Annotated in this window: 23 protein-coding genes and 1 pseudogene; 10 read left to right on the top strand and 14 right to left on the bottom strand. The window is 70.4% G+C overall.

Annotated elements, in window-relative coordinates:
• The first annotated feature begins 12 nt into the window (after nucleotides 1-12).
• From AB4Z09_RS12680 to AB4Z09_RS12670, 3 genes are all read left to right on the top strand, one after another.
• A complete protein-coding gene (locus AB4Z09_RS12680; RefSeq protein ID WP_309473104.1) occupies nucleotides 13-309 on the top strand; it encodes an EthD family reductase in 297 nt (98 codons plus the stop codon).
• Between the two features lie 13 nt (nucleotides 310-322).
• Complete coding sequence (locus tag AB4Z09_RS12675; RefSeq protein ID WP_442239839.1) at nucleotides 323-844, top strand: flavin reductase family protein; 522 nt, start codon at nucleotides 323-325, stop codon at nucleotides 842-844.
• Between the two features lie 111 nt (nucleotides 845-955).
• Entirely contained in the window at nucleotides 956-2,404 is a 1,449-nt protein-coding gene (locus tag AB4Z09_RS12670) for an aldehyde dehydrogenase family protein (protein ID WP_442239838.1), read from the top strand.
• A gap of 73 nt (nucleotides 2,405-2,477) precedes the next feature.
• Here the strand turns inward: AB4Z09_RS12670 and AB4Z09_RS12665 are convergent, their stop codons facing one another.
• From AB4Z09_RS12665 to AB4Z09_RS12655, 3 genes are all read right to left on the bottom strand, one after another.
• Nucleotides 2,478-3,926 carry an aldehyde dehydrogenase gene (locus AB4Z09_RS12665; RefSeq protein WP_114723325.1) on the bottom strand — a complete coding sequence of 483 codons (1,449 nt, stop codon included), beginning with the start codon at nucleotides 3,924-3,926 and terminating at the stop codon, nucleotides 2,478-2,480.
• A gap of 86 nt (nucleotides 3,927-4,012) precedes the next feature.
• Entirely contained in the window at nucleotides 4,013-4,900 is an 888-nt protein-coding gene (locus tag AB4Z09_RS12660) for an ROK family protein (protein WP_114723326.1), read from the bottom strand.
• 89 nt (nucleotides 4,901-4,989) lie between these two features.
• Nucleotides 4,990-5,745, bottom strand: a complete 756-nt coding sequence (locus AB4Z09_RS12655; protein WP_114723327.1) for a class I SAM-dependent methyltransferase — start codon at nucleotides 5,743-5,745, stop codon at nucleotides 4,990-4,992.
• A gap of 180 nt (nucleotides 5,746-5,925) precedes the next feature.
• Between AB4Z09_RS12655 and AB4Z09_RS12650 the strand changes: the two genes are divergently transcribed.
• Nucleotides 5,926-7,179, top strand: a complete 1,254-nt coding sequence (locus tag AB4Z09_RS12650) for a glycosyltransferase family 4 protein (protein WP_442239837.1) — start codon at nucleotides 5,926-5,928, stop codon at nucleotides 7,177-7,179.
• On the opposite strand, the gene AB4Z09_RS12645 is transcribed toward AB4Z09_RS12650, so the two are convergent.
• The gene (locus tag AB4Z09_RS12645) at nucleotides 7,081-8,850 is read right to left on the bottom strand and encodes a hypothetical protein (RefSeq protein ID WP_442239836.1); all 1,770 of its coding nucleotides are present in this window, start codon (nucleotides 8,848-8,850) and stop codon (nucleotides 7,081-7,083) included. The two genes, AB4Z09_RS12650 and AB4Z09_RS12645, sit on opposite strands and share 99 nt — an antisense overlap.
• Nucleotides 8,851-8,882: 32 nt before the next feature.
• On the opposite strand from AB4Z09_RS12645, the gene AB4Z09_RS12640 reads away from it, so the two are divergent.
• Together AB4Z09_RS12640 and AB4Z09_RS12635 are read left to right on the top strand one after the other, a co-directional pair.
• Nucleotides 8,883-10,085, top strand: coding sequence for a polysaccharide biosynthesis protein (locus tag AB4Z09_RS12640; RefSeq protein WP_174913277.1), 1,203 nt, complete (start codon nucleotides 8,883-8,885; stop codon nucleotides 10,083-10,085).
• Nucleotides 10,086-10,168: 83 nt separating this feature from the next.
• Nucleotides 10,169-11,182 (top strand): alcohol dehydrogenase catalytic domain-containing protein, encoded by a 1,014-nt coding sequence (locus AB4Z09_RS12635; protein ID WP_442239835.1) that lies wholly within the window; start codon nucleotides 10,169-10,171, stop codon nucleotides 11,180-11,182.
• Nucleotides 11,183-11,268: 86 nt separating this feature from the next.
• On the opposite strand, the gene AB4Z09_RS12630 is transcribed toward AB4Z09_RS12635, so the two are convergent.
• Nucleotides 11,269-12,417, bottom strand: a complete 1,149-nt coding sequence (locus tag AB4Z09_RS12630) for a DUF3068 domain-containing protein (protein ID WP_114723331.1) — start codon at nucleotides 12,415-12,417, stop codon at nucleotides 11,269-11,271.
• 216 nt (nucleotides 12,418-12,633) lie between these two features.
• Between AB4Z09_RS12630 and AB4Z09_RS12625 the strand changes: the two are divergent.
• A pseudogene (locus tag AB4Z09_RS12625) lies at nucleotides 12,634-13,632 on the top strand (acyltransferase family protein); the annotation flags it as partial.
• A 71-nt stretch (nucleotides 13,633-13,703) separates the two neighbouring features.
• Here the strand turns inward: AB4Z09_RS12625 and AB4Z09_RS12620 are convergent.
• From AB4Z09_RS12620 to AB4Z09_RS12605, 4 genes are all read right to left on the bottom strand, one after another.
• Nucleotides 13,704-18,089, bottom strand: coding sequence for an alpha-(1->3)-arabinofuranosyltransferase domain-containing protein (locus tag AB4Z09_RS12620; protein WP_442239834.1), 4,386 nt, complete (start codon nucleotides 18,087-18,089; stop codon nucleotides 13,704-13,706).
• Nucleotides 18,070-18,243, bottom strand: coding sequence for a DUF2613 domain-containing protein (locus AB4Z09_RS12615; RefSeq protein WP_114723333.1), 174 nt, complete (start codon nucleotides 18,241-18,243; stop codon nucleotides 18,070-18,072). Before AB4Z09_RS12615 ends, AB4Z09_RS12620 begins: the two co-directional genes overlap by 20 nt.
• A 142-nt stretch (nucleotides 18,244-18,385) precedes the next feature.
• A complete protein-coding gene (locus tag AB4Z09_RS12610; protein ID WP_174913269.1) occupies nucleotides 18,386-19,483 on the bottom strand; it encodes an isochorismate synthase in 1,098 nt (365 codons plus the stop codon).
• A 55-nt stretch (nucleotides 19,484-19,538) separates the two neighbouring features.
• Nucleotides 19,539-20,006 (bottom strand): universal stress protein, encoded by a 468-nt coding sequence (locus AB4Z09_RS12605; protein ID WP_114723335.1) that lies wholly within the window; start codon nucleotides 20,004-20,006, stop codon nucleotides 19,539-19,541.
• Between the two features lie 131 nt (nucleotides 20,007-20,137).
• Here AB4Z09_RS12605 and AB4Z09_RS12600 point away from each other — a divergent pair, with 131 nt between their 5' ends.
• Both AB4Z09_RS12600 and AB4Z09_RS12595 read left to right on the top strand, forming a co-directional pair.
• A complete protein-coding gene (locus AB4Z09_RS12600) occupies nucleotides 20,138-21,328 on the top strand; it encodes a glycoside hydrolase family 3 N-terminal domain-containing protein (RefSeq protein WP_442239833.1) in 1,191 nt (396 codons plus the stop codon).
• 94 nt (nucleotides 21,329-21,422) lie between these two features.
• The gene (locus AB4Z09_RS12595; protein WP_114723336.1) at nucleotides 21,423-22,016 is read left to right on the top strand and encodes a TetR/AcrR family transcriptional regulator; all 594 of its coding nucleotides are present in this window, start codon (nucleotides 21,423-21,425) and stop codon (nucleotides 22,014-22,016) included.
• A 57-nt stretch (nucleotides 22,017-22,073) separates the two neighbouring features.
• On the opposite strand, the gene AB4Z09_RS12590 is transcribed toward AB4Z09_RS12595, so the two are convergent.
• From AB4Z09_RS12590 to AB4Z09_RS12580, 3 genes are all read right to left on the bottom strand, one after another.
• A complete protein-coding gene (locus AB4Z09_RS12590) occupies nucleotides 22,074-22,229 on the bottom strand; it encodes a DUF6131 family protein (protein WP_174913263.1) in 156 nt (51 codons plus the stop codon).
• A 62-nt stretch (nucleotides 22,230-22,291) separates the two neighbouring features.
• Entirely contained in the window at nucleotides 22,292-22,591 is a 300-nt protein-coding gene (locus AB4Z09_RS12585; protein WP_114723337.1) for a WhiB family transcriptional regulator, read from the bottom strand.
• Between the two features lie 105 nt (nucleotides 22,592-22,696).
• Entirely contained in the window at nucleotides 22,697-22,840 is a 144-nt protein-coding gene (locus tag AB4Z09_RS12580; RefSeq protein ID WP_174913260.1) for a hypothetical protein, read from the bottom strand.
• Nucleotides 22,841-23,299: 459 nt separating this feature from the next.
• Here AB4Z09_RS12580 and AB4Z09_RS12575 point away from each other — a divergent pair, with 459 nt between their 5' ends.
• Nucleotides 23,300-23,626: a MerR family transcriptional regulator gene (locus AB4Z09_RS12575; protein WP_114723338.1), complete on the top strand. Its 327-nt coding sequence runs from the start codon at nucleotides 23,300-23,302 to the stop codon at nucleotides 23,624-23,626.
• Nucleotides 23,627-23,701: 75 nt separating this feature from the next.
• Here AB4Z09_RS12575 and AB4Z09_RS12570 read toward each other — a convergent pair whose 3' ends face one another.
• A complete protein-coding gene (locus tag AB4Z09_RS12570; RefSeq protein ID WP_114723339.1) occupies nucleotides 23,702-24,574 on the bottom strand; it encodes a MaoC/PaaZ C-terminal domain-containing protein in 873 nt (290 codons plus the stop codon).
• Nucleotides 24,574-25,920 carry a 3-oxoacyl-ACP reductase gene (locus AB4Z09_RS12565; RefSeq protein WP_174913258.1) on the bottom strand — a complete coding sequence of 449 codons (1,347 nt, stop codon included), beginning with the start codon at nucleotides 25,918-25,920 and terminating at the stop codon, nucleotides 24,574-24,576. Before AB4Z09_RS12565 ends, AB4Z09_RS12570 begins: the two co-directional genes overlap by 1 nt.
• Between the last annotated feature and the right edge of the window lie 28 nt (nucleotides 25,921-25,948).

Here is a 25,948-nt window from a genome sequence, read left to right as displayed (position 1 = left end):
ATGCATCGACTAATGGTTCTGTATCCGCAGCCGCAGGATCCGCACCACTTCCGCGCGTACTACGTCGACAACCATCTTCCCCTTGCCGCGGAACTACCGGGCCTGCGCGGCATGCGTTACAGCCTGGACGTCGCCGGAGTCGGGGATCCCAGCCCGTATTTCGCGGTGTGGGAGGGAGAGTTCGACTCACGCGAAGCGATGGAGCGGGCGCTCGGTTCGCCGGTGGGCCGTCGCGTAGCCGAGGACACGGGCAATTATGCCACCGGTGGGGCGCACCTGCTCCATTTCGCGGTCGAGGCGACCCGGTGACTCGGAGCACATCGTGAGATCCTCCGCGAACCTCGGACCGGGCACCACCCCGGACCCGCGTGCATTCCGAGACGCCATGGGGCGCTTCGCTACCGGAGTCACCGTCATCACCGCCAGGACGGAGGGCGGCGTCCACGGCATGACGGCCAACGGCTTCATGTCGGTGTCCCTGACGCCCGCGCTCGTCCTGGTCTCGCTCGGAGATTGCTCGATGGCAAGGCATCTCGAGGCGGGGGACCGTTACGGGGTGACACTGCTCGCCGCGAATCAGGAAGCGACGTCACGACATTTCGGTGGCCGCAATCAGTCGGGCCTCGAAATCGAGTTCGCCGAGTACGGAGCACATGTCTTCGTTCCTGGTGGGCTCGCCGAGATCGGCTGCCGCATCGTCGATCGGCACCGTGCGGGTGACCACACCCTCTTCATCGGGGAAGTGGAACACCTCGAGTACCGCGACGGTGCACCACTGCTGTTCTATACGGGCGGCTACCGGGGGCTGAACGTCGGCCTCAGCGACGACCTGTTCTTCTGCTGACATTGCTCGACGCAGCGGGGTGCTCATGCCGGGGCGGAGGCACCCCGCCCGCGCGCGACCGAGCTCCCGGAGCGAGCCGTTGATCGATTCCCATTGCTATCAAGGAGATTCATGACTACACGTGAACGGCTGCTGATCGGCGGCCGATGGGTCGACGCCGATTCCGGCCGCGAGTTCGAAACGCGCGATCCGGCAACCGGCGAGGTACTGGGCGTCGTCGCCGACGCAGGGACGAGCGATGTGGATTCGGCGGTGAGCGCGGCCCGCGAGGCGTTCGCCGATCCGGCCTGGCGGAACATGACTCCGGCCGAACGAGGGCGGCTGCTGTGGCGGATCGCGGATCTGATCGAGCGCGACGCCGACGCGCTCGCGGAGCTCGAGACTCGCGATCAGGGGCAGCCACTCGGTGTCGCGAAGACCGTCAGCCTGACCATGGCGGCCGACGTGTTCCGGTACTACGCGGGCTGGTGCACCAAGATCGAGGGCCACACGTCCGCGGTGTCGATTCCGGGCACCATGCACTACACCCGCCGTGAACCGATTGGCGTGTGTGCGCTGATCACCCCGTGGAACTTCCCGCTCATGATCGCCGCGTGGAAGCTCGCGCCGGCCCTCGCATGCGGGAACACCGTAATTCTCAAGCCGGCCGAGCAGACTCCGATGACCACCGTGGCGCTGGCCCGCATCTGCGTCGAGGCCGGTGTCCCACCCGGCGTCGTGAACTGCCTGACGGGTGGTCCCGAGGCCGGTGCAGCCCTCAGTGCGCATTCCGGGGTCGACAAGGTCTCCTTCACAGGGTCGACGGAGGTCGGTCGCAAGATCGTCGTGGCGGCGTCGTCGAACTTCAAGCGCGTGACCCTCGAGCTGGGCGGCAAGGCGCCGAGCGTGATCGCCCGGGATGCAGACATCGACGCGGCGGTCGCCGGCAATCTGCAAGGGGCGCTGCTCAACAGCGGACAGGTCTGCGCCGCCTACACCCGCTTCTTCGTCGACTCCAAGCGGGTCGACGAGTTCGCGGAGAAGATCGGGGCAGCCGCCGCGGCGCTGCCCGTCGGCCCCGGCATGTCGCCCGAGACCGTCATCGGGCCACTGACGTCTCCCGAGCACACTGCTCATGTCGATCGGCTGGTCCGGTCGGGTATCGCCGAGGGGGCACAGCTCGTCACCGGTGGGACGCGACTGCAGGGTGATCTCTCCGCCGGAAACTTCTACAGCCCCACCGTGTTCACCGGCGTCACGGACGAGATGACGATCGCGCGCGAAGAAATCTTCGGACCTGTCCTGTCGATCCTGCCGTACGACGATCAGGACGAGCTCGCCGCACGCGCGAACGACACCGACTACGGGCTCGCGGCCTGCATCTGGACGAAGGACCTGACGACCGCCCACAACCTGGCCGCGTCGATCCACGCGGGAAGCGTGTTCGTCAACATGCTGCCGTTCCTCGATCCGGCCGCCCCGTGGGGAGGATTCGGTGCCAGCGGTTGGGGCCGTGAGATGAGCTCCAACGCAATCGACGAGTTCACCGAGACGAAGGGCGTGTGGATCAACCTGGCGTAGCGCCCACACGCGTCAGGCGCGGCCCGAGATGTTCTCGGACCGCGCCTGACGGATGTCGATCGTGCCTCTATGCCTATCCGGTGTAGCCGGGGGGCATCAGGACGGACTTGAGCTCGCAGTAGGCCTCGAGGCCCTCCGGTCCGTTCTCGCGGCCGATGCCGGAGTTCTTGAAGCCGCCGAACGGGCATCCGGGATCGAACGCGTACCAGTTGATGGCGTACGTGCCGGTGCGGATCTGCTTGGCGATCTCGATGCCCTTCTCGATGTCGGTGGTGTACACCGAACCGGCCAGGCCGTACTCCGAGTCGTTGGCGATCTTGACGGCCTCGTCGACCGTGTCGTAGGGGATCACCGACAGAACCGGTCCGAAGATCTCCTCGCGGGCGATCGTCATCGAGTTGTCGACGTCGGCGAAGATCGTCGGCTCCACGAACCAACCCGTGTCCAGGTGGGCCGGGGCGCCGCCGCCGAGCACGACGCGCGCACCCTCGGCCTTGCCCTTCTCGATGTAGCCGAGGACCTTGTCGCGCTGCTTCTCGGTGATGAGCGGGCCCAGCGTCGCGCCCTCGTCGGCCGGACGACCGACCGGCATGAACCCGGCGGTCTGGACCATGGCCTCGATGATCTCGTCGTAGCGCGAGCGCGGCGCGAGGATGCGCGTCTGGCCGACGCACGCCTGGCCGGAGTTCATGAGGCCGGACATCACCAGCATCGGGACGGTCGCCGCGACGTCCATGTCCTCGAGCAGGATCGCGGCCGACTTGCCACCCAGCTCGAGCGAACAACGCTTGAGCTGCTCGGCGGCGATCGCGCCGATCTTGCGGCCGACGGCGGTGCTGCCGGTGAAGGTGACCTTGTCGACGTCGGGGTGCGAGACCAGGTACTCGCCGGTCTCCGCGCCGCCCGGCACGATCGACAGCACGCCTTCGGGCAGGCCGGCCTCGGTGAAGATGTCGGCGACCATGTTGGCGTTGAGCGGAGTCTCCGGCGCCGGCTTGAGCACCACGGTGCAACCCGCGAGCAGGGCCGGAGCCAGCTTGTTGATCGCGAGGAACAGCGGCACGTTCCACGCGATGACCGCGCCGACGACGCCGACCGGCTCGCGGTAGATCTTGCTCTGGCCGAACGGCCCGGTGCGGACCTCTTCCCAGGGGAACTCGGTGGCGAGCCCGGCGTAGTAGTTGAGGGTCGCGAGCGACATGGTCTTCTGCATCACCTCGACGCCCGATGCCGGCGCGCCCATCTCGTCGGAGATGGTGGAGATCAGCTCCGCGCTGCGCTCCTCGATGAGCTTGGCGACCTTGGCGAGGATCTCGCCACGCTGGGCCGGTGTGGTCTCGGCCCACGGGCCCGCTTCGAGGGCCGCGCGTGCTGCGCCGACGGCGGCGTCGATGTCTGCCGGAGCGGCGACGGGGACACTGCCCACGCGCGCTTCGGTAGCGGGGGAAAACACCTCCAACCGCTGGTCGGTGGCCGGCGCGACCCATCGTCCGCCGATGAAGAGTTTGTCGTAGTCGGTCATCAGTCCATTCCTCGCTCTTGTGGAGTGCCCTGGGTCACACTAGAACACGTTACAGCCAACTGGAATAGGCGAGGTCCGATCGCAGGTCAGACGCCGTCCGTTGCAAGCAGCCCGGCGCCGGTGAGGGTGCCGAGTACACCGAGATCGGCGGGCGCCAGCCGAAGGTCGCGCAGGAAGGACAACCGTGCGTGCCGCGCCGCCGCCGCGATCATGGGATCCCACAACGCGGGGCCCGCCTGCGCGAAACCGCCGCCGACGACGACGAGGCCGATGTCGAGCAACGCTGCCGCCGACGCCAACACCTGTCCCAGCGCGGTGCCGGCCCGTTCGAGGGCGTCGGCCGCGGTGGGTTCTCCCAGCGCTGCGTCGACGGCCAGATCGGCAGCCGTGGCGCCGTCCCACCCGTTGGTCCGTGCCCACCGCAGCGCGGCCGGAGCGCTCGCGACGGTCTCGAGGCAGCCGAATGCCCCGCATCCGCACTGTTCGGCGCCGCCCGGCACCACCATGTGTCCGACGTGGCCCGCGTTGCCGGTGCGTCCGCCCACGATCCGGCCGCCGCGGATCACGCCGCCGCCCACCCCGGTCGAGACGACGACGCCCAGCAGATCGGGAGTGCCTCGGCCCGCGCCCAGTCGGTGCTCGGCCAGAGCGGCGGCGGCCCCGTCCAGCGCGAGACGCACGGTTGCGGACCGGAACAGGGTCCGGACGGCGTCGACGATCGGAAAGCCGTCCCGCCACTCGGCGATGTTGACCGGCGCGACCGTGCCCGCGGTGGTGTCGACCGGCCCCGCTGACGCAATGCCGACCGACGTGATCGGTTCGCCGCCGGCCGCTCGCTCGAGCAGCGCGCCGCACGCGTCCCACACCCCGGACTGCGGCGTCGGGACGGTCACCCGATGATCGGGCGAGCCGTCGGGCAGCACCCGCGCCGCCGCCATCTTGGTGCCGCCGACATCGAGCGCGAGTGCGGTCATGATCCCGAGCGTAGTTCCCTGTGCGGCTCGTCCTGCCGATTCCGGTTCTCCCCGTCGGAGCGCCCGCACCTCGTACGGCGACCGGAGGGTCAGCGCTTGCGGACCACGAGAACCAGGTTGCTCACCAGCAGTTCGCGCAGCGCCGGGATCTTCACCATCCACCACGCCCAGCGCGGGTGGTAGCGGGGGAACGCGGCCAGGACGTCGCCGCCGGTCTGGTCCTTCGCCCACCTCAACCCGTCCGCGGCACCGATGTCGAACAGCGAGATGCCGTAACGGTTCTTGGGTTCCTTGCCCTGTTTGCGCTTGTAGCGCCGGGCCGCGTATTCGCCGCCGAGGTAGTGCCACGGGCCGGTCTCGTGCCCGCCGAACGGGCCCCACCACAGCGTGTACGACAGCACCATCAGCCCGCCGGGGCGCGTCACCCGCAGCATCTCCTCGGCCATCACCCACGGCTGCGACACGTGTTCGGCGACGTTCGACGAGAAGCACACGTCCACCGATCCGGTGCGGATCGGCAGCGCCAGCCCCGAGCCGCGGATCGAGTCGCCGACCGTCAGGCCCGCCGCGTGCATCTCCGACGGATCGGGCTCCACCGGAATGTAGCGGGCACCGGCCTGCCCGAACGCGTCCGCGAAGTAGCCGGGGCCGCCGCCCACGTCGAGCACCGTCGTGCCGGTCAGGTCCGCGTCGGTGAGGCCGCGATAGAGGTCGCCGATCAGTTCGACGGAGTCGCGGGCGAGGGCGCCGTAGAACAGGTCCGGGTCGGTCTGCTCGTACCGGAAGTCGCTGAGCAGCCCGACCGACCGCTTCAGGGTTGCGCGGCGGGCGAAATGCCGGGTCACTCGAGGTGCGCGGGTGGGGACGAGACGGCGTGCGCGGGCGGGAGTCACGGGAGGAACCTTATCGATCGGACATACCGCGCTCCCGTTCGCCGGATTCCACTGCTTGACGGTAGGGCGGGCCGCGTCCAGCCGATAAGGTGTGTCGCAGGCAACGGTCCGAGCCAGTGAGGGGGCACGCACGTGCGAGAGGTTCTCCTGCTGTGCTGGCGCGACACCGGGCATCCCCAGGGCGGTGGCAGCGAGCGGTACCTCGAGGAGGTCGGCGCGGGCCTCGCTCGACGCGGCATCAAGGTCACGTTGCGGACCGCGGGCTACCCGGGTGCCCCGCGCGAGGAGATCGTCGACGGTGTCCGGATCAGTCGTGGCGGCGGACGGCTGACGGTGTACCCCCGGGCGCTCGGCGCGATCGTCGCCGGCCGTCTCGGTCTCGGACCGCTCGCCGGACTGCGCCCCGACGCGGTGCTCGACACCCAGAACGGCATCCCCTTCTTCTCGAAGGCCGTGTCCGGCGCGCCGGTGACCGTGCTGGTGCACCACTGCCACCGCGAGCAGTGGCCGGTCGCCGGTCGACTCATGGGGCGCGTCGGCTGGTGGATCGAGTCGCGGCTGTCGCCGCGCGTGCACCGGGAGAGCCAGTACCTGACGGTGTCGTTGCCGTCGGCCGACGAGCTCACCGACCTCGGCGTCGAGCGCGAGCGGATCGCGGTGGTCCGCAACGGCGCCGACGCGATCCCGGCCGGCGTCGAGCCGGGGAGCGGGCACACCCGCACCGCGCATCCGAGTGTGTGCGTGCTGTCGCGGCTCGTGCCGCACAAGCAGATCGAGGACGCGCTCGCCGCCGTCGCGACGCTGCGCCGGACCATTCCCGCGCTGCACCTCGACGTCGTCGGCGGCGGCTGGTGGGAGCAGAACCTGCGCGAACGGGCCCACGAGCTGGGTATCGCCGACGCCGTCACGTTCCACGGACACGTGCCCGAGGACCGCAAGCACGCACTGCTCGCGCGCTCGTGGGTGCACGTGATGCCGTCCCGCAAGGAGGGCTGGGGACTCGCAGTGATCGAGGCCGCCCAGCACGGTGTCCCCACGGTCGGCTACCGCAGCTCCAAGGGGCTTACCGACTCGATCATCGACGGCGTCACCGGTCTGCTCGTGGGCGGCGACTCCGACGACGCTGCGTCGGATCGGGCGGCCGCGGTGCCCGCGCTGGCGACCGCCGTCGAATCGCTGCTGCTCGACGCCGAACTGCGCTCCGAGCTGGGCGACAAGGCCCGGCTGCGGGCGTCCGAGTTCTCGTGGGCACAGACCGCGTCCGGGGTGTACGCGGTACTCGCCGCGTCAGCCGCCGGGCGGCACGTGTCGGGGCTCATCGCCGGCTCCGAAACCGGCACGGTTGCGCCGCCGCGACTCCAGGAAGCCGAGACCGCCGCCCACTAGCAGCGCCGCCCACAGCAGGTGCGCGCCCGTGGACACCGCCCGCGCGGACCCGGTCGCACCGACCGTGATCTCGCCGGGAACCCGGTACAACGCGAGTTCGTCGTCCTCCCAAGTCTTTTCGAGATCGTCGAGGGTGTGCTGCGAGTCGCCGAGGGGGCCCGGGGTGGTGCGTTCGACCAGCACCCAACCCACCTGCTCCTCGACGAGTTCCTTCGGCGACGCCCCCGTCAGCAGCAACTGTTCGACGCGCGAGGCCCGCGCGCCCTCACCGCCGACCGCCGACGCCTGCCCCACCACCAGCTGTCCGGTCTGCAGCACGTCCGCCGGCAGCATCCGCGGCGCGGGATCGAGCACCGGGGCGTCGCCGCTGTAGGGGAACTTCCGGAACATCCCGGCCGGCAGCACCGCGACATCGCCCGGCGCCGGTGACGCCTCGAGGGTCTCGACCACCCGCTGCCACGACGCCGGATACTGCACCGGCTGCAGCGCGCCTCCGACACCCCACACCAGGTCGGGCAGCGCGAGCACGACCGCGGCGATCGCGGCGACCGGGACCGCACCGGGCAGCGGCGCCCGGGTGTTCAGCGTCCGCACCCCGGCCGCCGCGGCCAGTGCGTACAGCGGCGCGGCGAGCGCCACCCACTTCTGGGTGTCGCGCAGCAGCCCCGTCCCCGGCACGTGCACCACCGCCCACTCGCCGACGGCCAGCCCCCAGCCCRTCGCGCCGAGCGCGGGCAGCAGCACCGCGGCGGCGGCGAGGACCGAGAGCGCGACGATCACCGGATGGCGCCGACGCCGCCACAGCGCGGGCAGCCCGCAGCCCACGACCGCGAGCAGCAGTAGCGTCCCGACCAGCGCCCACAGGGACGTGCGCGAGCCCGGGACGGCGGTGGAGTTCCAGATTCCGCCCAGCCCCGCGACACTGCCGAGGGTGCCGAGGCCCGGCTCGGCGCGGGACGCGAACGCCGCCACCCCAGCCGGGTCGGACGTCCCGCCGCTGCCGGAACCGGCCGTCGCGATCAGCCACGGCGCCGACACCGCGACGAACAGGCCCCCCGTCCGCAGCAGCCGCAGTGGCGCGCGTCCGCTGCCGCCGGGCGCCGCGAGGGCGGCGAGCGCCACGACCACCGCGAGCAGCGCGCCGGTCGGCGTCAGGCCCGCCGCGGCGAGGCACAGCGTCAGTGACCACCAGCCGCCCGGGCGTCCGCGCCGGATCGCGACGGCGGCGCACACGACCCACGGTAACGCGGCGTATCCGGTGAGCAGGCTCCAATGTCCTTGCAGCAGACGCTCGGCCACGTACGGGTTCCACAGCGTCACCGTCGACGCCACCAGCTGCGGGCCCAGGCCTGACCCCGGAAGCAGCACCGCCACCATCCGGGCCGCACCCCAGCCGGCGAGCCACAGCGCCGCGCACAGGATCGCCTTGACCACGACACCGCCGTCGACGACGGAACTGAGCACCGCGATCAGCCAGTCCTGCGGGACGGCGCGCGCCGCGGCGTCGGTCAGGCCCAGCGCCGAATCGGTGAGGTACGACCGCGGTGTGCTCACCGCGTCGCGGAGCAGCAGGTAGCCGGGGCCGAGCAGCGGTCCGAGGATCAGCCCGGTCAGCGCCAGGCTGTAGAGGCTCGGCGCGGCGCGTGTGAGCGTCGTCCGCCGTGCCGTCATGAGCGGCACCTTACGTGGTGCATCATGAGCGGATGCCACGCCAATCCCTCACCGGCTCCACTGTCGCCGGGATGACGATGGTGACGGCCGGTTCGATGACGGCGAACCTCGCCGCCTACGTGCTGCAGCTGCTGGCCCTGCGCTGGCTGGGGCCGTCCGCGTACGGAGAATTCGCGAGTCTGCTCGCCGCCCAGTTGGTGCTGGCGGTGCCCGCCCTGGCGTTGCAGAGCGTCGTGGCCCGAGAGCTGGTGCACGGCAAGGGCCACACCGAGCTGCGGGCCCTCGGATACCGCTGCGCGGCCATCGTCGCGGCGATCGCCCTGCTCCTCGTACCCGGCATCTCGTGGGCGCTCGACACGAGCCTGACCGCCACGCTGTGGGCTCTCGTCGCGGCCCCGCTGCTGGTGCTGCTGGCGACCGAACAGGGTCTACTGCAGGGCGCCGGCCGCTTCGCCGACCTCAGCGTCGTGCTGGCCGGCGCCGGTGTCGCGAAGGTGGTGCCCGCGGTCGCGGTGCTGGCGATCGGCGGGGGACCGGGGCCGATGCTGCTCGCCGGGGCGGTCGGGACCGCCGTGATGGTCGTCGTCGCGCGACTGCTCGAGCGGCGACGGGGCGAGCGCGTGGTCGGCGGCGCCGGCGTCGGGGTCGGCACGGTGCTCCGCGCGTCGCAGGTGCAGCTCGCGATGATCGCGCTGTCGTCGGTGGACCTGCTGATCGCACGCGTCGTGCTTCCCGAGGCCGACGCCGGTATCTACGCGGCGGGCGCGGTCGCGACCAAGGCCGCGTTCTGGCTGCCGCAGGCAATCGGGGTGGTGCTGTACCCGCGGATGGCGAATCCGGTGCACTCGGCCAGCGCGGTGCGGTCCGCGCTGACCGTGCTGACCGGGCTCGGGGCGCTCCTGGTGATCGGCGCCGCCGTGGTCGCGCCGATCGCGACGATGCTGTTCGGCGACGACTACGCGCCGGTCCAGGGAATCCTGTGGATGTTCGCGCTGAACGGTGCGGCGCTGGCGGTGCTGCAGGGCGCGTTGCTGTCCGCGATCGCGGGGGAGCGCACGCATCTCGCGATCGTCGCGTGGGTGGGCCTGGCGGTCGAGGCGGTGCTGATGTTCACCGTCGCCGACACCGTCCGTCAGTTCGTCGTCGTCGCGGCCTCCGTGGCGACGCTGACGGCCTGCACGGCGGCTGTGCTCGCGTTGCGGAGCGCCCGCAGCGACGACGTCCCGGCGCAATGACCCCTTGCCTCGGGCCGTACCGGAGAGTTTGACTGGACGGTGGCCCCGATAGTCCGGGACAACCACACATCGTGAGGATGCAGATGCCTACTCATCGAGCAGTGCACGTCCAGTCCGCCGGTGAACCGTTGACACTCGTCGACGTCGAGACCAAGTCTCCCGAACGCGATCATGTACGCATCGCGGTCGCCGCCTGCGGAATCTGCGGTACCGACCACGGATTCGTCGAGGGCGGATTCCCCGGGATGTCCTGGCCGCTCACGCCCGGCCACGAGATCGCCGGGACGATCGCCGAACTCGGTGCCGGCGTCGACAACTACAGCGTCGGGGACCGGGTCGCGGTCGGCTGGTTCGGCGGTTGCTGCAACCGGTGCGTCCCGTGCCGGCAGGGGCACCTGGTCTATTGCGAGAACCTGCAGGTGCCGAGCTGGCAGTATCCCGGCGGCTACGCCGAGTCCGTGACAGCGCCGGCGAATGCGCTCGCCCGGATTCCGGACGAACTGTCCTTCGCGGAAGCGGCACCGATGAGTTGTGCGGGTGTCACCACGTACGACGCGCTGCGGAAGTCCAAGGCGATGCCCGGCGACCGGGTCGCGGTCCTGGGGGTCGGCGGCCTCGGCCACCTCGGTGTGCAGTTCGCCCGGGCGATGGGCTTCGAAACGATCGCAATCGCCCGTGGCGCCGGTAAAGGCGACGACGCCCGAGCGCTCGGCGCCCACCATTACGTGGACTCCACCGCCGGCGACGTCAGCGAGGCCCTGCGGGCACTCGGCGGCGTGACGGTGGTGCTCGCGACCGCGGCGAACTCGCAGGCGATGGCCGACACGGTCGGCGGGCTGCGTCCGCAGGGCGAACTGGTCGTGATCGGCGTCCCGTCGGAGCCGCTGCCGATCAGCCCGGTACAGCTGGTCCTGCCCGGCATCAGCGTCAACGGTCACGCGTCCGGTACCGCCCGCGACGTCGAGGAGACGATGCGGTTCGCGGTCCTGTCGGGGGTGCGTGCCCGAGTCGAGGAACGCCCCCTGGCGGATGCCGCCGACGCCTACTCCGCCACGGTCGCAGGACGCGCGCGCTATCGCATGGTCCTCACCATGTGACCGCCTGCGAGAGGGGAGCCCTGGGACGAACGAACCCCCGCGCGGTGATCCGCGCGGGGGTTCGCTACTTCGTCAGGAAGCGCCGGTCACTGCTGGCGCGGCGGCTCGGTGAAACCGCCCTTGTCCATGTTGACCGTGGGGAATTCCTCGGTCTTGTCCGACGTCCAGTCGTGGTCGCCGTTGGGCGCCTGGCCGGATCCGGTGGGCGGGTTCGCAGGACCACCGGCGGTGGCGCCCTTGTTGCCGCGTCCGCCGCGCAGGCCGAGCACGATGCCGGCGATCAGCGCGATGGCGCCGAGGATGCCGGCGACGATCGGCAGGGTGCGGCCGAACAGCGACAGCTTGTCCTGCCCGTCCTTGGCCTGGCCGATCTGGTACTCGATGGTGTTCTCGTCGAACGGCAGCGTCACCTTGAGCACTGTGACCTCGGGCTTGGCCTTGTCGCGGGCGTAGTACTGGTACAGCTTCTCCTGGCCCTTGATGACGACGCCGGTGACCGGATCGACCCAGATATCGCGCTCGTTCTGGTACCAGCGGACCATCGTGACCGGCTGCTGGTCGCCGGGGACGCCCCAGGTGGCGGCGGGCAGCGTCAACTTGTTGGTGGGTGCCGGCACCACCTTGGACAGATCGACGGGCTCGATCTTCTGGTTGTAGTGGTACACCTTCATTCCGTTGATCTCGGTTTCCTCAACGAAATTGATGTCCTGCGTGCTCCGCGAGTTCAGGTCGAAGTACGGGTAGCTCTTCTTCTCCGCATCGAACGGCCACTTGTACTGCAGACCCGTGTGCGACACCTCTTCGGCCGGCTCGTTCGACGCGGTCTGGATGGTGCCGACGGGCGGCTCGACCGGCATCGAGCTGACGCGGTCCGCGGTGACGCGGTCGACGGTCGCGGTCAGCAGACCGCTGTCGCCCTGCTTGTCGGTGCGGATCACCGACTGGCCGGCCTGCAGCGAGATGACGTCCGCGTCGGACGGCTGCTCGGTGATGACGTAGCGCTGCGCGACGATCGGCACGTTCGTGTTGACCTCGGCCTTGCCCGCGAGCAGGGCCTTGGAGTCGAGCACGTCACCGTTGCCGGTGGCGACGGTGGTGACCTCGAGGTCGAGCGGCGTCTTCTTGAGCTTGTCGACGGTGTACGCGGGAATGAGGACTGCCACGGCCAGCAGGAAGGTCCCGAGGCCTACCAGAATGCACGCAAGTATCCGGCTCGGGCCTGAACGCTCGGCCATGCTGTCTCCTAACTCAATGTTCGGAATTGAGATACCCCCACCGGCAGCGTGCCCGCTGCACGGGTCGCACGGTGCCTTCGAACCTGACACCACGTGAGCTCAGACACTAACAGTCCCGTTGTCCCATTTGCGTCAGCGCACCGATTTCGGTCGCGTTCCCGTCGCTCCTGGTGTGCTCTTTCGGATTCGTGGGCGGTCCGGGCACACTGAACGACGATGAACAGCTCCCACCTCGACATCCCGGCCCCAGTGGGCAATCCGCGGGCTTTCCTTCCCGCGCTCGAGGGCATGCGCGGAGCCGCGGCGCTCGGCGTGCTGGTGACGCACGTGGCGTTCCAGACCGGCGCGGTCGGCGATCCCGTCGTCGGCCGGATCTGGGGGCGGTTCGATCTGGCGGTCGCGGTGTTCTTCGCGCTGTCGGGTTTTCTGCTGTGGCGTCCGCACGCCGCCGCGGCCCGCGGACTCGGGACCCCGCCGACCATCGTCAAGTACTGGATCTCCCGCGCGACACGCATCCTGCCCGCGTACTGGGTGCTGGTGTGTCTGGTCCTGCTGTTCCTGCCGGCGGCCGGCGGCGGCTGGAAGGTGTGGGTCGCGAATCTCGCGCTGATCCAGGTGTTCGTGCCGCTCACGCTCACCGAGGGCATGACGCAGCTGTGGAGCCTGTCGGTGGAGGTGGCGTTCTACCTGATCCTGCCGATCGTCGCGCTGGCCCTGGTGCGGCTGCGCGGCCCGGCGGCCCGCTTCCGGGTGCCGGTCCTGCTCGCGACCGCGACGGTGAGCCTGGTGTGGGCGTTCCTGCCGATCCCTGCCCCGGACGGTATCCACCACGACAACTGGCTGCCCGGCTACATCCCGTGGTTCGCCGCCGGGATGCTGCTGGCCGAGCTCGCGATGGTGAGCGGGACGTGGGTGCACCGCCTGTCGCAGCACCGGGTCGCGATGGCGGCGATCGCAGCGGTCGCGTTCGGGGTGTCGACGACGTGGCTGGCCGGACCCGAGGGCCTGGTGCGGCCGGAACCCTGGCAGTACGCCACCAAGATCGCGCTGGGTGCGGTGATGAGTTTCGCGCTGCTCGCGCCGCTCGTCCTGGGCGGGCACCGCCACCGGATCCTGGCGAGTCCGGCGGCACTGGCGGTGGGACGCTGGTCCTACGGCCTGTTCATCTGGCATCTCGCGGTGCTGTCGATCGTGTTCCCGATGTTCGGCATCGCACCGTTCAACGGCAACTTCGTGTTCGTCCTCGTCGTCACGACGGTTTTGAGCATCGCGGTCGCGTCGGCCAGTTACGCGTTGGTGGAGGAGCCGTCCCGCCGGGCGGTCCACCGCTGGGAGAGGCGGCGCCACATCGGCGAGCGCGACAGCGGCAACGCGGAGACGCCCACGCAGACCACCCCGATCAGCGCGAACAGCTGAATCAGGAAGGAGTGCCCGACGTAGCCGTCGGCGGCCCGCCACGGCCCGGTCGAGAGCAGGACGGCGGCGAGCACCGAGGAGACACCCGCGACGCCGACGAGTACCCGCGCCGCGAACGACGGTCCACGCCACCGTGACAGTCCCAGCGCGGCGGCCGCGACGAGGACGGTGACCAGGGTTCCCACCGGCCCGGCGACGACGGTCGCGACGGCCACCACCCCGAAGGAAGCGGCGACGACGCTCCGCCACGGTCGCGGCGTGGGTCCGAGGTCGCGGGTGCGCCGCCGCGGGACCAGGGCCAGGAGCAGCAGCGGGATCAGCAGCGCGAGGCCGAACGCGATCCCGGCGCGGTACCAGCGATCGGTCGGGAACTCGAGCGTCACGACGCCGTCCGTGCCGGCGGGCACGATCCAGCCCTGCTGCCACCCGCTCACGATCACCGGTTGCAGTTCGGTGCCGTCGGGTGCGGTGGCGATCCAGCCGCTGTTGGTGCTCTCGGGCACCACCAGCAGTTGGTCGGTGTCGGCGGCGGCGACGTCGAGTTCGCGCAGGTTCTCGGTCCACCGGCCCACGGTCGGCGAGGCGGGCGCGGCGGCGGGCGCGGCCGGGGCCGCGTCGAGGCGCAGGCTGTCGACGGTGAACGCCGGTCCGGGCGCGACCACCACGTCCTGACGGCCGGCGGGCAGCGCGGCGGGGACGGCCGGGGCGCACGGGGTCGCGGTCACCGGCAGCCCCGCCGCCAACTGTTCGGTGGTCGCGGTGACCGAGGTCCGCACCAGGGTGCCGCCGATCGAGATGGTCGGCCCGACATCGCAACCCACCGTGACGGTGCGGTCGGCCGCCGCGGTCGCGGTCCCCGGGACCGGGCGGCCGTCCTCGCCGAGCGCGACCACCTCGGACAGCCCGGCCGGCTGCAGTTGCAGGAAGCCGAGCGCGGTCCGGTCGAGCACCTCGTGCCAGCGCACGAGGGTCAGCACGATCGTGTCGGTGACGTGCGGTTCGAGGGAGATCGTCTGCGGCGCGGACGGGTCCTCGTCGTTGTCGAGGTCGCGGGTCTGCGGTCCGTCCCCGAGGTTGACCGCGACCCGGCTGGGGGACGCCGGCAGGTTGCCGGGGCTGGGCGTCACCGTCAGCCCGGTGACGAGGGTCGGCTGCGGCAGCCGGATCGTCAGGGTCGGCAACCCGCCCTTGCCCTTGGCCCTGGCAGCGGTCTCCGAGGGGGCCGTCCAGGACGTCGCGACGTCGCCGTCCACCGCGGCGCCCGCCGTGCCGCGCAACTCGACACCGTCGGACGGTCCGTGCGCGGACACCGCACCGGGGTCGGCGACGAGCGCCTCGAGTGCGGCGCCGGGACGCGGCCGCAGCGTCAGTTCGGGCGTGACGGCGGCGGCCTCGGGCACCGACAGGGTCCGGGTGAACGTGCCCGGTTCCTCCGGGGGCAGGACCAGGGATCCGCTGCAGTGCACCCGGTCCGGGCCCTCGGCGCAGCCCGACCGTCCGGGAAGTTCCTGGCCCAGATCCCAGCCGCGCACCGCGGCGCCGTCGGGCGTCGGGGGCAGCACCGTGCGGTGCACGATCGGGACGGGCACCGGGGTGCCGCTCGAATAGTCGTCGACGGTGAGATCGCTGATGCCGAACTGGAAGCCGGGCGAGCCGTCCTCGGTGTGGGTGGCCAGGATCCGCAGCCACGGCGTGGTGCCGGACGGCAGCGACACGTCGACCGGCTTGCCGGGCTTGTCGACCTTCACCGACGTCGAGCCGTTCGGCGTCTCGATCCGCAGCCACTTGACGGGTGGTCCGAACGCCGCCGGACTGGTCGTCAGGTGCAGCATGCCGCGGGTGATCGGGGTGTCGAAGTCCAGTCGCAGCCACTGGCCGCGCGCGGTCTCGAGTCCGTTGCTGAGCCACGCGGTGGCCGGGTCGCCGTCGACGGTGGCGGCCGGACCGCTGCCCGGCGCGGTGCCGCCCAGCTGGGTGGCGTCGGACGCCGCGCTCGACACGGTGATCGTCGCGCCGGACCACTCGCCGTGCACCAGCGGCGCGTCCGGGACGGGATAGTCCGGGACGGCGTTGTAGGTGCGACGCGGGTCGTCGGGGCCGCGCAGCGCGGAGCTGTGGTTGTCGACCTGCCCGAAGTCCGTCTCGCGGTCGGTGGGGGTGTCGGTGACGGTGACCGATCCGGCGTCGATCCCGGCGCGCGCGGCGTCGGTGGCGAGCAGCGCCGGCCCGGTGACGGTGCCGTTCTCGGCGAGCCGCAGCAGCGACTCGGGGCCGCCCTGCACGACGGGTACCGGGTCCAGGTCGACGGTGTACGGGCCGGCGGGCGGTGTCGGGGCGCCGGGCGCGGTGACCCGGTAGATCTCGATCGCCGGGTACCCGGGACGCAGGTCGCCGTCGACGACCACGTCCTCGGCGGTCTCGGGGGCGATGTCGTCGCCGAACTGCGCGACCTTCTCGAAGCCGGGCGAGCCGTCGACCGTCTGGTGCACCAGCAGCGGCCGGGCGGAGCGGGACGTCTCGGGATCGAGGTCGTTGCGGACCACGACGTACCGGATGCCCTGGGCGAGCAGGGTGTCGGCGAGTCCGTCGGACGGGCGGCCGTCGGAGATGAGGCGCTGCACCGAGTCGAGGGCGCGGATCGCGCCGGGCGGGACCAGCGGGACGGCGTCACGGACCGCCCACGGCGTCGACGCGAGCGGCTGCAGTGGTTCGTCGCGGGTCAGTCCCCACACCTGGGAGCCGAACGGGGCGCCGGGCACCACGAGCGCGCGTTCGGCGTCCGCGCCGGAACCGTCGCCGCCGCTGCCCGCGGCGTTGTCCTCGAGCCACTGCGCGGCGTCGTGCCAGTACGACGGCACCTCGTCGTATGCGCCGCGCGGGGCCAGCCGGCCGGACCACGCCAGCGACGTCGTGAGGGTGAGTGCGACCAGCAGCAGGCTGGTCAGGGCCAGGATCGGTTCGCGTTCGGGGTGCGCGAACGCGCTGCGCCAGCGTCGTAGCGGCACCGACCCGGGCAGCGGGACCTTGGCCAGCAGGTGCGCGAGGCCGAGGACGAGCGGCAGCCGGACCAGCGGCTCGAGCTTGTGGACGTTGCGCAGCGGGGCGCCGGTGCCGTCGAGGAAGGCGCGGACCTGTTCGGCGATCGGGGAGCCGAGTTCGCCGACGTAGCCGGCGCCGAGTCCGGCGATGCCGACGAGCAGGATCAGCGTCAGGCGGCCCTTCGCGGGCATGGACCGCATGCACAGCCCGGCCAGCCCGGCGGCCGCGATCAGGCCGGTCGCGACGACGGCGACGGGCTGGGTGACCAGGACGGTGCCGGCGACGCGTTCGGGGGAGACGAACGGGGTCCAGCTGTCGGTGCCGCGCAGCACCTCGGTGAGCGACGTCCACTGCGTCGTGACGCCCGACGACTCGATGTAGTCGAGGAACGGMGGGCTCACCCGGCCGAGCAGCAGCAGCGGGACGATCCACCACAGTGTCGCCAGCAGCAGGCACGGAATCCACCATGCGGTGAACACCCACCAGCGGCGGTTGGGGCGGTGCGCGATCCACCACAGCCCGGCGATCATGCACGCGGCCGCGGTGGCGACGGCGTTGACGGCGCCCATCAGCGCGACCGCGAGCGCCGACTGCGCGGCGAGCCGGCCCAGGCTGCGCGATCCCGGCCCGGCCGGCCTGGTCGCGAGTATCACCGGCAGCAGCACCCACGGGGCCAGCATCATCGGTAGCGACTCCGACGAGATCGACCCGATCGTCGTCAGCACGCGCGGCGACAGCGCGAAGGCCACGGCCGCGATGATGCGGGAACTGCGGCTGCCGATGCCGAGGGCCTCGGCGACCCGGATGACACCCCAGAAGCCGGCGACGATCAGCAGCGCCCACCAGAACCGCTGGGTGATCCACGGTGGAATGTGCAGCAGTTCCCCGAACGCGAAGAAGGCGCCGTGCGGGAAGAAGTAGCCGTAGGCCTGGTTCTGCACCTGCCCCAGCGGCGCCTGGCTGTTCCACTGGTGGGCGGCGCGGGCGAGGAACCCGATGGGGTTCTCGGTGAGGTCGTACTTGGTGTCGGCAACGGTCAGGCCCGGCGACTGCAGCAGGCACATGATCAACGCGACGAACCCGGCGCCGATCAGCCAGCGCCGGGTCAGGGGTTCAGTCGAGGGTTCGACGGAAAGCCCCCCGTCGGCGGAACCGCCGGACGAGGGGGAGGTGCGGGAACGCGCGATACCAGCGGGTTCAGCGGCTGCCGTACTCAACCTGGTTCAGCAGAGACGAGTTGGCGTTACCGGAACGGTCGATGTCGGGGAGCGTGTTGTCCTCGACGGCTGCGGTGATGCCGAGGATGGCGCCGGCGCCGACGACAGCACCGATCACAGCGCTGGCAATGCCGGGGACAAGGAACTTCGCCATCTCTGATCTCCCATGATCAAGCCGCCGGGTACGCGGGGTCCTACTCGTGCGTACGTGATGTCCGGGTCAAGGTATCACCCGTGACGTCGTGGACGGCTCCATTCCCGGCCCGTGGCGGCGGTCGGCTCGCTGTCGGGCCAGCTCACGCCGGTTCGCGAGCATCGACACCCAGGGCGCCGAGCAGCGTGCCGAGCTTGGTGGTGGTCTCGTCGAGCTCGGTCTCGGGGTCCGAGGCCGCGACGATCCCGCCCCCCGCCCACGCGAGTGCCGTGGTCCCGTCGTCGTCGATCTCGGCGCACCGGATCGCCACTATCCAGTCGCCGTCGCCGGCCCCGTCGCACCAGCCGACCGCGCCGCCGTAGAAGCGGCGGTCTCCTTCGAGTTCGCGGATCGCGTCGAGTGCGCGGGCGGTGGGTGTGCCGCACACCGCGGGGGTCGGGTGCAGGAGGGTGGCGAGCTCGAGCGAGCCGACGGACGGGTCCCGCAGTTCACCGCGGATGGGGCTGGCCAGGTGCCACAGTTCGCCGGTCCGGGTGAGCTCGGGCGCGACCGGCACGTCCAGGTCCACGCACAGCGGGCCGAGGATGTCGCGGATCCATTCGACGACGAACGCGTGCTCGGCCAGATTCTTCGACGACGCCAGCAGTTCCGCCCCCTCGGCACGGTCGGCGTCCGGGTCGGCGTGGCGCGGTGCCGACCCGGCCAGCGGTCGGCACGTGACGGTGCGGCCGCGTCGGCTCAGCAGGATCTCGGGGCTCGCGCCGACGAGCGTGTGCCCGACATAGCCGTCGCCTGCGGCGGTGAGATCGAGAGCGAAGCCGTTGGCCGCCGCGTGCCGGGTGACCATGCGCGCGGCCAGCGTCTCCGGTGAGATCGGCTCGTCGGCCGCGAGCTGCACGGCCCGGGCGGCGACCACCTTGTCGAGCTCGCCGCGGCGCAGCCGCTCGATCAGCCCGCGAACCCGCTCGACATGTACTGCAGCACTGGGTATCTCGCGTTCGATCCGAACCCGGGGCAGAGGCGGGGTGGTCTCCGGGTGCCACGGTCCGGGCGTCCACGACACGGTCTCGGGGGCCGTGAGGGCGGCGCGTGCGGCCGGATCGAACGGCAGCGCGCCGACGACCACATCGGTGCGGGCGGACGCGAGTGCGTCCGCCGCCGCGTCGGTGTTGTCGAATCGTTCCCGTGTCCCGGTGGTGCGAAGAGTGCGGTCGGGGCGCGAGAGGAGAAAGCCGTCCATGGTGAAGCCGACGATAGTCGGGCCGCCGGGCCCGGCGCCGTCTAGGTTCGCGGCCTCACTTTCCGGGCGGCACGATCAGCACGGGCCGGTGGCTGTGCCGCAGCACGTGGTCGGCGACGCTGCTCTGCAGCAGCGAGCGCAGTCCGGTGGTGCCCCGGGTGCCGGTGACGATGATGTCGGCGTTCAGTTCGTCGGCGCACTCGACGATGGTGGCCCAGATCGCGGTTGCCGACTCGCAGCACCGGCCCTCGGCGTTGAGGCCGACGGCGAGCGCCAGGTCGACGCCCTCCTCGTTGGTGGCCTTCGCGTCGGTGAGCGCGACATCCTCGGAGGCCTCGTCCGGGACCCACTCGGGTTGCATCACGCCGGACAGCCCGGACATGCGGGCGGCCTGACGGACCATCGGCTCCCAGGCGGTGGCGACCACGGCGCGGTTCGCGGCAAGGAAGCGGCCGGCGTACTCGATCGCCCGCTTGGCGTTGTCGGAGCCGTCGTAAGCAATGAGCATGAGATCTGCAGGCACTGTGACCTCCTGAAATCGGGGTCGACCGCCGTTGGCGGCCTTCGGCTTCCGTTCTTCGAGATTACCTTGCCATTACCCCCGCCGCTCGGCTCGAAAAACGGTCGGAATGGATGTGGACTACCGTCGGATCCATGCGAATCCGACATGCCCTGGCCCTCGCTCTGTGCGCCGGACTGGCCGTCGGCTGTTCGTCCGGCGACGGTGGCGACACCTCCACCACCACCACGGCGCAGTCCTCGCAGTCCTCGTCCAGTCAGCCCACGTCGCAGACCAAGCCGTCCGGTCCGTCACTGCCGGGGTTCGGAGGGTCCGCGGTCTGCGGTCCCGCCTTCCTGGATTCGCTCACGCAGCGGCAGAAGCTCGCGCAGTTGCTCACCGTCGGGGTCACCGGCACCGCGGACGCGCTCGACATCGTCAAGTCGGAGGGGATCGGCGGCATCTTCATCGGCAGCTGGACGGACGAGTCGATGCTCGCGAACGGCGAGGTCCCGCAGGTCGAGGACGCCAGCGTGATCCCACTGATGGTGACGATCGACGAGGAAGGTGGCCGGGTGTCCCGCGTGGACGAACTGTTCGGGCCGGACCCGTCGGCGCGGGAGGTCGCGCAGACGATGACGACGGACCAGACGTACCAGATGGCGCTCGAGCGGGGACGCGAGCTGAAGAGCCTCGGTATCACCGTGAACTTCGCGCCGGACGTCGACGTCAGCAGTCAGCCGGCCGACTCGGTGATCGGGGACCGGTCGTTCTCGGACGATCCGGAGGTGGTGACGCGATACGCGGAGGCGTACGCGCGGGGCATGCGTGAGGCCGGAATTCTGCCGGTGCTCAAGCACTTCCCCGGACACGGTTCGGCATCGGGCGATTCGCACACCGGTGCCGTCACCACGCCGCCGCTGGACCAGTTGCAGACTTCCGACCTGGTGCCGTACCGCAACCTGGTGGATACCGAGGTCGGCGTCATGCTCGGACACCTGAGCGTTCCGGGTTTGACGACCAACGGACTTCCGGCGAGCCTGAGCCCGGAGGCGGTCTCGCTGCTGCGCGAGGGCACCGGCTACGACGCACCCCCGTTCACCGGGCCCATCTTCACCGACGATCTGAGCGGAATGAAGGCCATCACCGACCGCTACGACATCGCTCAGGCCGTGGAGCAGGCGTTGAAGTCCGGCGTGACGGTCGCGCTGTGGCTCACGACCGACGACGTCCCGCGGGTCCTGGATCATCTGGAACAGGCGGTGTCGTCCGGGCGTCTGCCCGCAGCTCAGGTCGATTCCTCGGTGCTCACGTTGGCGCGCGCCAAGGGTGCCGTGACCTGCTGAGCCGGATCTGGGTCACAATGGAGCCTCCTGTCGTGACCGTTGATCTTCTTACCATCGAGTAAGATGGCACTTCTTACCCGTGGTTGGAGGAATTATGGCTGGTGGCACCAAGCGGCTGCCCAGGGCCGTCCGTGAGCAGCAGATGCTCGACGCTGCCGTCGAGGTCTTCTCCGACAACGGGTTCCACGACGCGTCGATGGACTCGATCGCGGCCAAGGCGAGCATCTCCAAGCCGATGCTGTACCTGTACTACGGGTCCAAGGACGAACTGTTCGCGGCGTGTATTCACCGTGAGGGGCTGCGTTTCGTCGAGGCCATCTCACCGGCGGGCGATCCCAATCTGCCGCCGCGCGAACAACTGCGCGCCGCGCTGACGGGCTTCCTCGGCTTCGTCGACGACAACCGCAGTTCCTGGATGGTGCTGTATCGGCAGGCGATCGGTCAGCAGGCGTTCGCGTCGCAGGTCGGCAGCAGCCGCGACCGGTTGATCGAGTTGACCGCCAAGCTGCTCGAGTCCAGCACCAAGGATCCGGAGCCGGGAACCGACTTCTCGATCATGGCGGTCGCGCTGGTCGGCGCGGGCGAGGCGGTCGCGGACCGCGTCGCCGGTGGCGAGATCAAGGTCGCCGCGGCCGTCGAGTTGCTCGAGAACCTCGCGTGGCGCGGTCTGGCCGGCAAGAAGAAGTAGTCAAAGACCTTGCGAACGGGCCCCGGGCGGAGTTTCCGCCCGGGGCCCGTCGCTCTGTCAGTACCAGTGTTTGCGTCCGCCGACGGCGCGACCTGCCGCGCCGAGGATGAGCAGCACGGCGCCGACGATCAGTGCGATGACACCGAGGGTCCACAGGATCGGGATCTTGATCAGCAGGCCGAGGACGAGCAGGATGATGCCGAGGGTGATCATGTTTCGCCCCTTTCGTTTTCGATAGAAATTCCGTTCGCGATGGGCGGCGGTGTGGCGAGTGGTCAGGCGGCCCCACGTTGCGGTGCGCGTCGTTCCCGGAGAAGCATCGCGCGCTCGGATTCGCCGACGCCGCCCCACACTCCGAAGGGTTCCGGCACCGCGAGGGAGTGCTCGAAGCACTTGGCCACGACCGGGCACGCCGCGCAGATCGCCTTGGCGCGGCGCTCACGCATCATGCGGGCGTTGCCGCGTTCGCCGGTCGGCGGGAAGAAGACCGCTTCGTTCATGCCCTGGCAGTTGCCGTGCTGCTGCCATTCCCAGGTGTCGGCCAGGGGTGCGAGGTTCGGTCGGATTCCGGTCATCGGATGCTCCTCGAGAATGTTCGTCGGCTGCCGATCGCGTCTGTGCGCGGCTCGGGGCCTCGTGAAGGCGCGCGCCGGTCGGGCGCTGCGCGGGTGTGCGGCCTGTCAGGCGGCGCTGAGCCTGTTGTCGGCGGACGGTGTGACCGGGTCGCCGCCGTACATCTGCTCCAAGCGGCGCTTGATTTCTTCGGTGCTGAGCGACCATGTCGCGGACTTTCGGCCTGCAAAGGTCGGGCGATGCGCACTCACGTGTGGTCATCCTTTCTTCTCTGATACGGCCCACCCGTAGTCGACGAAACCTCTCGGTTCGCCGCTCGGGCTCGGAAGACCGGTGGGGTGGAGTGCGCCTGCCTGCCTCGTTCGGCGTGGGCTGACTTCTCCGTCTCACTCTTCTTCGCTTGCATCTGGAAGCTTTGACTCCCTAACCGTACAACAAAATCTATGTCTGCCAAATCAGATATGTTGAATCTGCCGGAGGATCGGATCTCCCGTGCAGGTGAGAGGGGAGATTCTCGAGATGTAAGAAGTCGAGGATCGGGCGCGCCGACGACCCGTGTGGAGGGTGTGAAGGAATCTGACTCTGCTGCCGCACATTCGGTATGGTCCCGGTGATACCGTGGGGCCTGAGCAACCGCTCGCAGAGGCCGTTCGAGAGTCCGTACGGGGCACCTGTGGGCGTGAATCCCACGCGACCAACCTCGACGCGATATGAAGGCCACGATGACGCAACAGTCTCCGCCCCGCTCGACCCGCGGAGTCTACGGAATTTCGGTGACTTCGGAGTTGACCGGAATCGGTCCGCAGACTCTGCGGTTGTACGAGCGTCGCGGGCTCATCACGCCGTCACGTACCGGCGGTGGCACGCGTCGCTACAGCGAAGAGGACATCTACCGGCTCTCGCGGGTGTCCGAACTGGTCGACGCCGGCGTCAATCTGACGGGGATCCGGCAGATCCTCGAACTGGAGGCCTCCAACGCCGAACTCGTCGCCGAGAATGCGCGTCTGCGAGGCGAATTGGACGGTCGGCAGGCCTGACCCCCGACAGACGCGGACGCCCGGGTGCAGGCGAGGCATCTCGACTGCACCCGGGCGTGGGCGGGCGTACCGGTCCTACCGCAGGGTCGCGCTGAGGTGCGGGTAGCCCTTCTTCGGATTCTTCAGTGCCAGTTCCCAGCCGTCGGGCGTCCGGTCGGCGTACAGGTTCACCGTGGCCGGCAGCACGATCGGCTTGCCGAAGCGCACGCTGTACGTCACCCGTTCGGGGAGGCGGCCCTCGAGCAGTTGCAGCGCGGCCGCGGCGCTCCACATGCCGTGCGCGATGGTGCCCGGGAAGCCGAATGCCTTGGCGCCCAGTGCGGATACATGGATCGGGTTCCGGTCACCGGACACCGCCGCGTACCGGCTGATGATCCGCTGGTCCACCCGCAACGTGCGGGTGGGCGGGGGCGGCACCTCGCTCGGGTGTTCGGGCTTCGGCTCCTTGGGTGCGCCGGTGGGGTGCATCTTCAGGAACGTACTGACCTGGCGCCACACCAGTTCCCGGCCCACCGAGACCTCGCTGACGAAATCCACCTGTGTGCCCTTGGGGTGCGCCCGCAAATTCTCGGCACGCACCTTCAGGTCCAGCGGCTCGCTCATCGAGATCGGGCGCAGTTGCTCGATCACGTTGTCGGTGTGGACGGAACCGATTGCAGGGAAGGGGAAATCGCGCGAGGTGAGCAGCCGCATGACGCTCGGGAAGACGAGTGTGAACGGGTACGTGATCGGCAGCGTGTCGCCGAACCGCAGCCCACACACCTTGGCGTATGCGGCAAGGTTCGCGCTGTCCACCCGCAGACCCTGCAGGGCGAGGGTCTCCTTCGGCAGGCTGCGCTTGCCGGAGGGCTTGGTGAAGGGCAGCGCGCCCAGTGCCGCTCGTGCGTAGTTGTCGAGGGTGCCGGGCTGTTCGCGCAACTGCACGAGTGTTCCCTTGCGGCCGGTCATCACGCGCCCAGCAGCGACTGGCCGCACACGCGCACGACCTGGCCGGTCACGGCGCCCGACGCGGGGCTGGCGAAGTACGACACCAGTTCCGCCACGTCCACGGTCTGGCCGCCCTGCAGCAGCGAGCTCATCCGGCGTCCGGCCTCGCGGGTCGCGAACGGGATCGCGGCGGTCATCGCGGTCTCGATGAAGCCGGGGGCGACGGCGTTGATAGTGATCTTCTTCTCGGCCAGCACCGGTGCGGTGGCCTGGACCAGGCCGATGACGCCGGCCTTCGAGGTGCCGTAGTTGGTCTGGCCGCGGTTGCCGGCGATGCCGGCGATCGAGGACACGTCCACCACGCGGCCGCCCTCGCGGAGCACACCCTTGGCGACCAGGGTGTCGGTGATCTTTTGCGGGGCAAGGAGGTTGACGCCGATCACGCTGTTCCAGCGGGACTCGTCCATGTTCGCGAGCGTCTTGTCTCGGGTGATGCCGGCGTTGTGGACGATGATGTCCGCGCCGCCGTGACGTTCCATCAGGTGCTCGGCGAGCTTGTCGGCTGCGTCGGCCGCCGTGACGTCGAGTGCGAGGGACGTGCCGCCCACCTTGTTGGCCGTCTCGGACAGTGCCTGGCCGGCGGCCGGGATGTCGGCGCATACGACCTGCGCGCCGTCGCGGGCGAGGACCTCGGCGATGGTGGCGCCGATGCCACGCGCGGCGCCGGTCACGACGGCGACCTTGCCCTCGAGCGGGCGGTCCCAGCTCGCGGGGGCGACCGCGTCCTCGGCGCCGACCCGGATCACCTGGCCGTCGACGAACGCCGACTTGGCCGAGAGTAGGAAGCGGAGGGTGGACTCGAGGCCGGACAGGCCGGTGGCGGCGTCGGGGGAGACGTAGACCAACTGGGCGGTGGCGCCGCGCTTGATCTCCTTGCCGACGCTGCGGGTGAAGCCCTCGAGCGCACGCTGGGCGATCTGCTCGTCGACGCCCGATGCAAGCTCCGGCGTCGTACCGAGCACGACGACGCGGGCCGACGGCGCGAGGTTGCGGATGACGGGCTGGAAGAACTCGAACAGCTGCACCAGCTCGGTTACCTGGCCGATGCCGGTCGCGTCGAACACCAGCGCGCCGTAGCGGTCGTCGTGCGGCTGCGCGGCCGGGTAGTCCGACAGCAGCGCGCGGATCGGCTCCACCAGACGCCCCTCGCCGCCGATCAGGACCGGGCCCGCCAGGGGCGGCTCGCCGGCCTTGTAGCGACGCAGCTTCTCCGGCTGCGGCAACCCGGCCTGCTTGGCGATGAACGCGCCCGGCGCGGACGAGAGGAACTGTGAGTAGAGGTCGGGAGCGCCCTTGCTGGCTGCCACGGTCCACCTTCTTTGTCGCAATCGGGCA

The sequence above is a fragment of the Rhodococcus sp. TAF43 genome (genome assembly GCF_052113525.1).
Lineage (GTDB): Bacteria > Actinomycetota > Actinomycetes > Mycobacteriales > Mycobacteriaceae > Prescottella.
The sequence above is the reverse complement of the archived record's forward strand: the minus strand, read 5'-3'. Positions and strand labels throughout refer to the sequence as shown.

Coding starts and splice junctions, on each gene's coding strand:
- AB4Z09_RS12680 (WP_309473104.1), top strand. CDS start 13: ATGGTTCTGTATCCGCAGCCGCAGGATCCGCACCACTTCCGCGCGTAC.
- AB4Z09_RS12670 (WP_442239838.1), top strand. CDS start 956: ATGACTACACGTGAACGGCTGCTGATCGGCGGCCGATGGGTCGACGCC.
- AB4Z09_RS12665 (WP_114723325.1), bottom strand. CDS start 3,926: ATGACCGACTACGACAAACTCTTCATCGGCGGACGATGGGTCGCGCCG.
- AB4Z09_RS12660 (WP_114723326.1), bottom strand. CDS start 4,900: ATGACCGCACTCGCGCTCGATGTCGGCGGCACCAAGATGGCGGCGGCG.
- AB4Z09_RS12640 (WP_174913277.1), top strand. CDS start 8,883: ATGCCACGCCAATCCCTCACCGGCTCCACTGTCGCCGGGATGACGATG.
- AB4Z09_RS12635 (WP_442239835.1), top strand. CDS start 10,169: ATGCCTACTCATCGAGCAGTGCACGTCCAGTCCGCCGGTGAACCGTTG.
- AB4Z09_RS12630 (WP_114723331.1), bottom strand. CDS start 12,417: ATGGCCGAGCGTTCAGGCCCGAGCCGGATACTTGCGTGCATTCTGGTA.
- AB4Z09_RS12615 (WP_114723333.1), bottom strand. CDS start 18,243: ATGGCGAAGTTCCTTGTCCCCGGCATTGCCAGCGCTGTGATCGGTGCT.
- AB4Z09_RS12610 (WP_174913269.1), bottom strand. CDS start 19,483: ATGGACGGCTTTCTCCTCTCGCGCCCCGACCGCACTCTTCGCACCACC.
- AB4Z09_RS12600 (WP_442239833.1), top strand. CDS start 20,138: ATGCGAATCCGACATGCCCTGGCCCTCGCTCTGTGCGCCGGACTGGCC.
- AB4Z09_RS12595 (WP_114723336.1), top strand. CDS start 21,423: ATGGCTGGTGGCACCAAGCGGCTGCCCAGGGCCGTCCGTGAGCAGCAG.
- AB4Z09_RS12590 (WP_174913263.1), bottom strand. CDS start 22,229: ATGATCACCCTCGGCATCATCCTGCTCGTCCTCGGCCTGCTGATCAAG.
- AB4Z09_RS12585 (WP_114723337.1), bottom strand. CDS start 22,591: ATGACCGGAATCCGACCGAACCTCGCACCCCTGGCCGACACCTGGGAA.
- AB4Z09_RS12575 (WP_114723338.1), top strand. CDS start 23,300: ATGAAGGCCACGATGACGCAACAGTCTCCGCCCCGCTCGACCCGCGGA.
- AB4Z09_RS12570 (WP_114723339.1), bottom strand. CDS start 24,574: ATGACCGGCCGCAAGGGAACACTCGTGCAGTTGCGCGAACAGCCCGGC.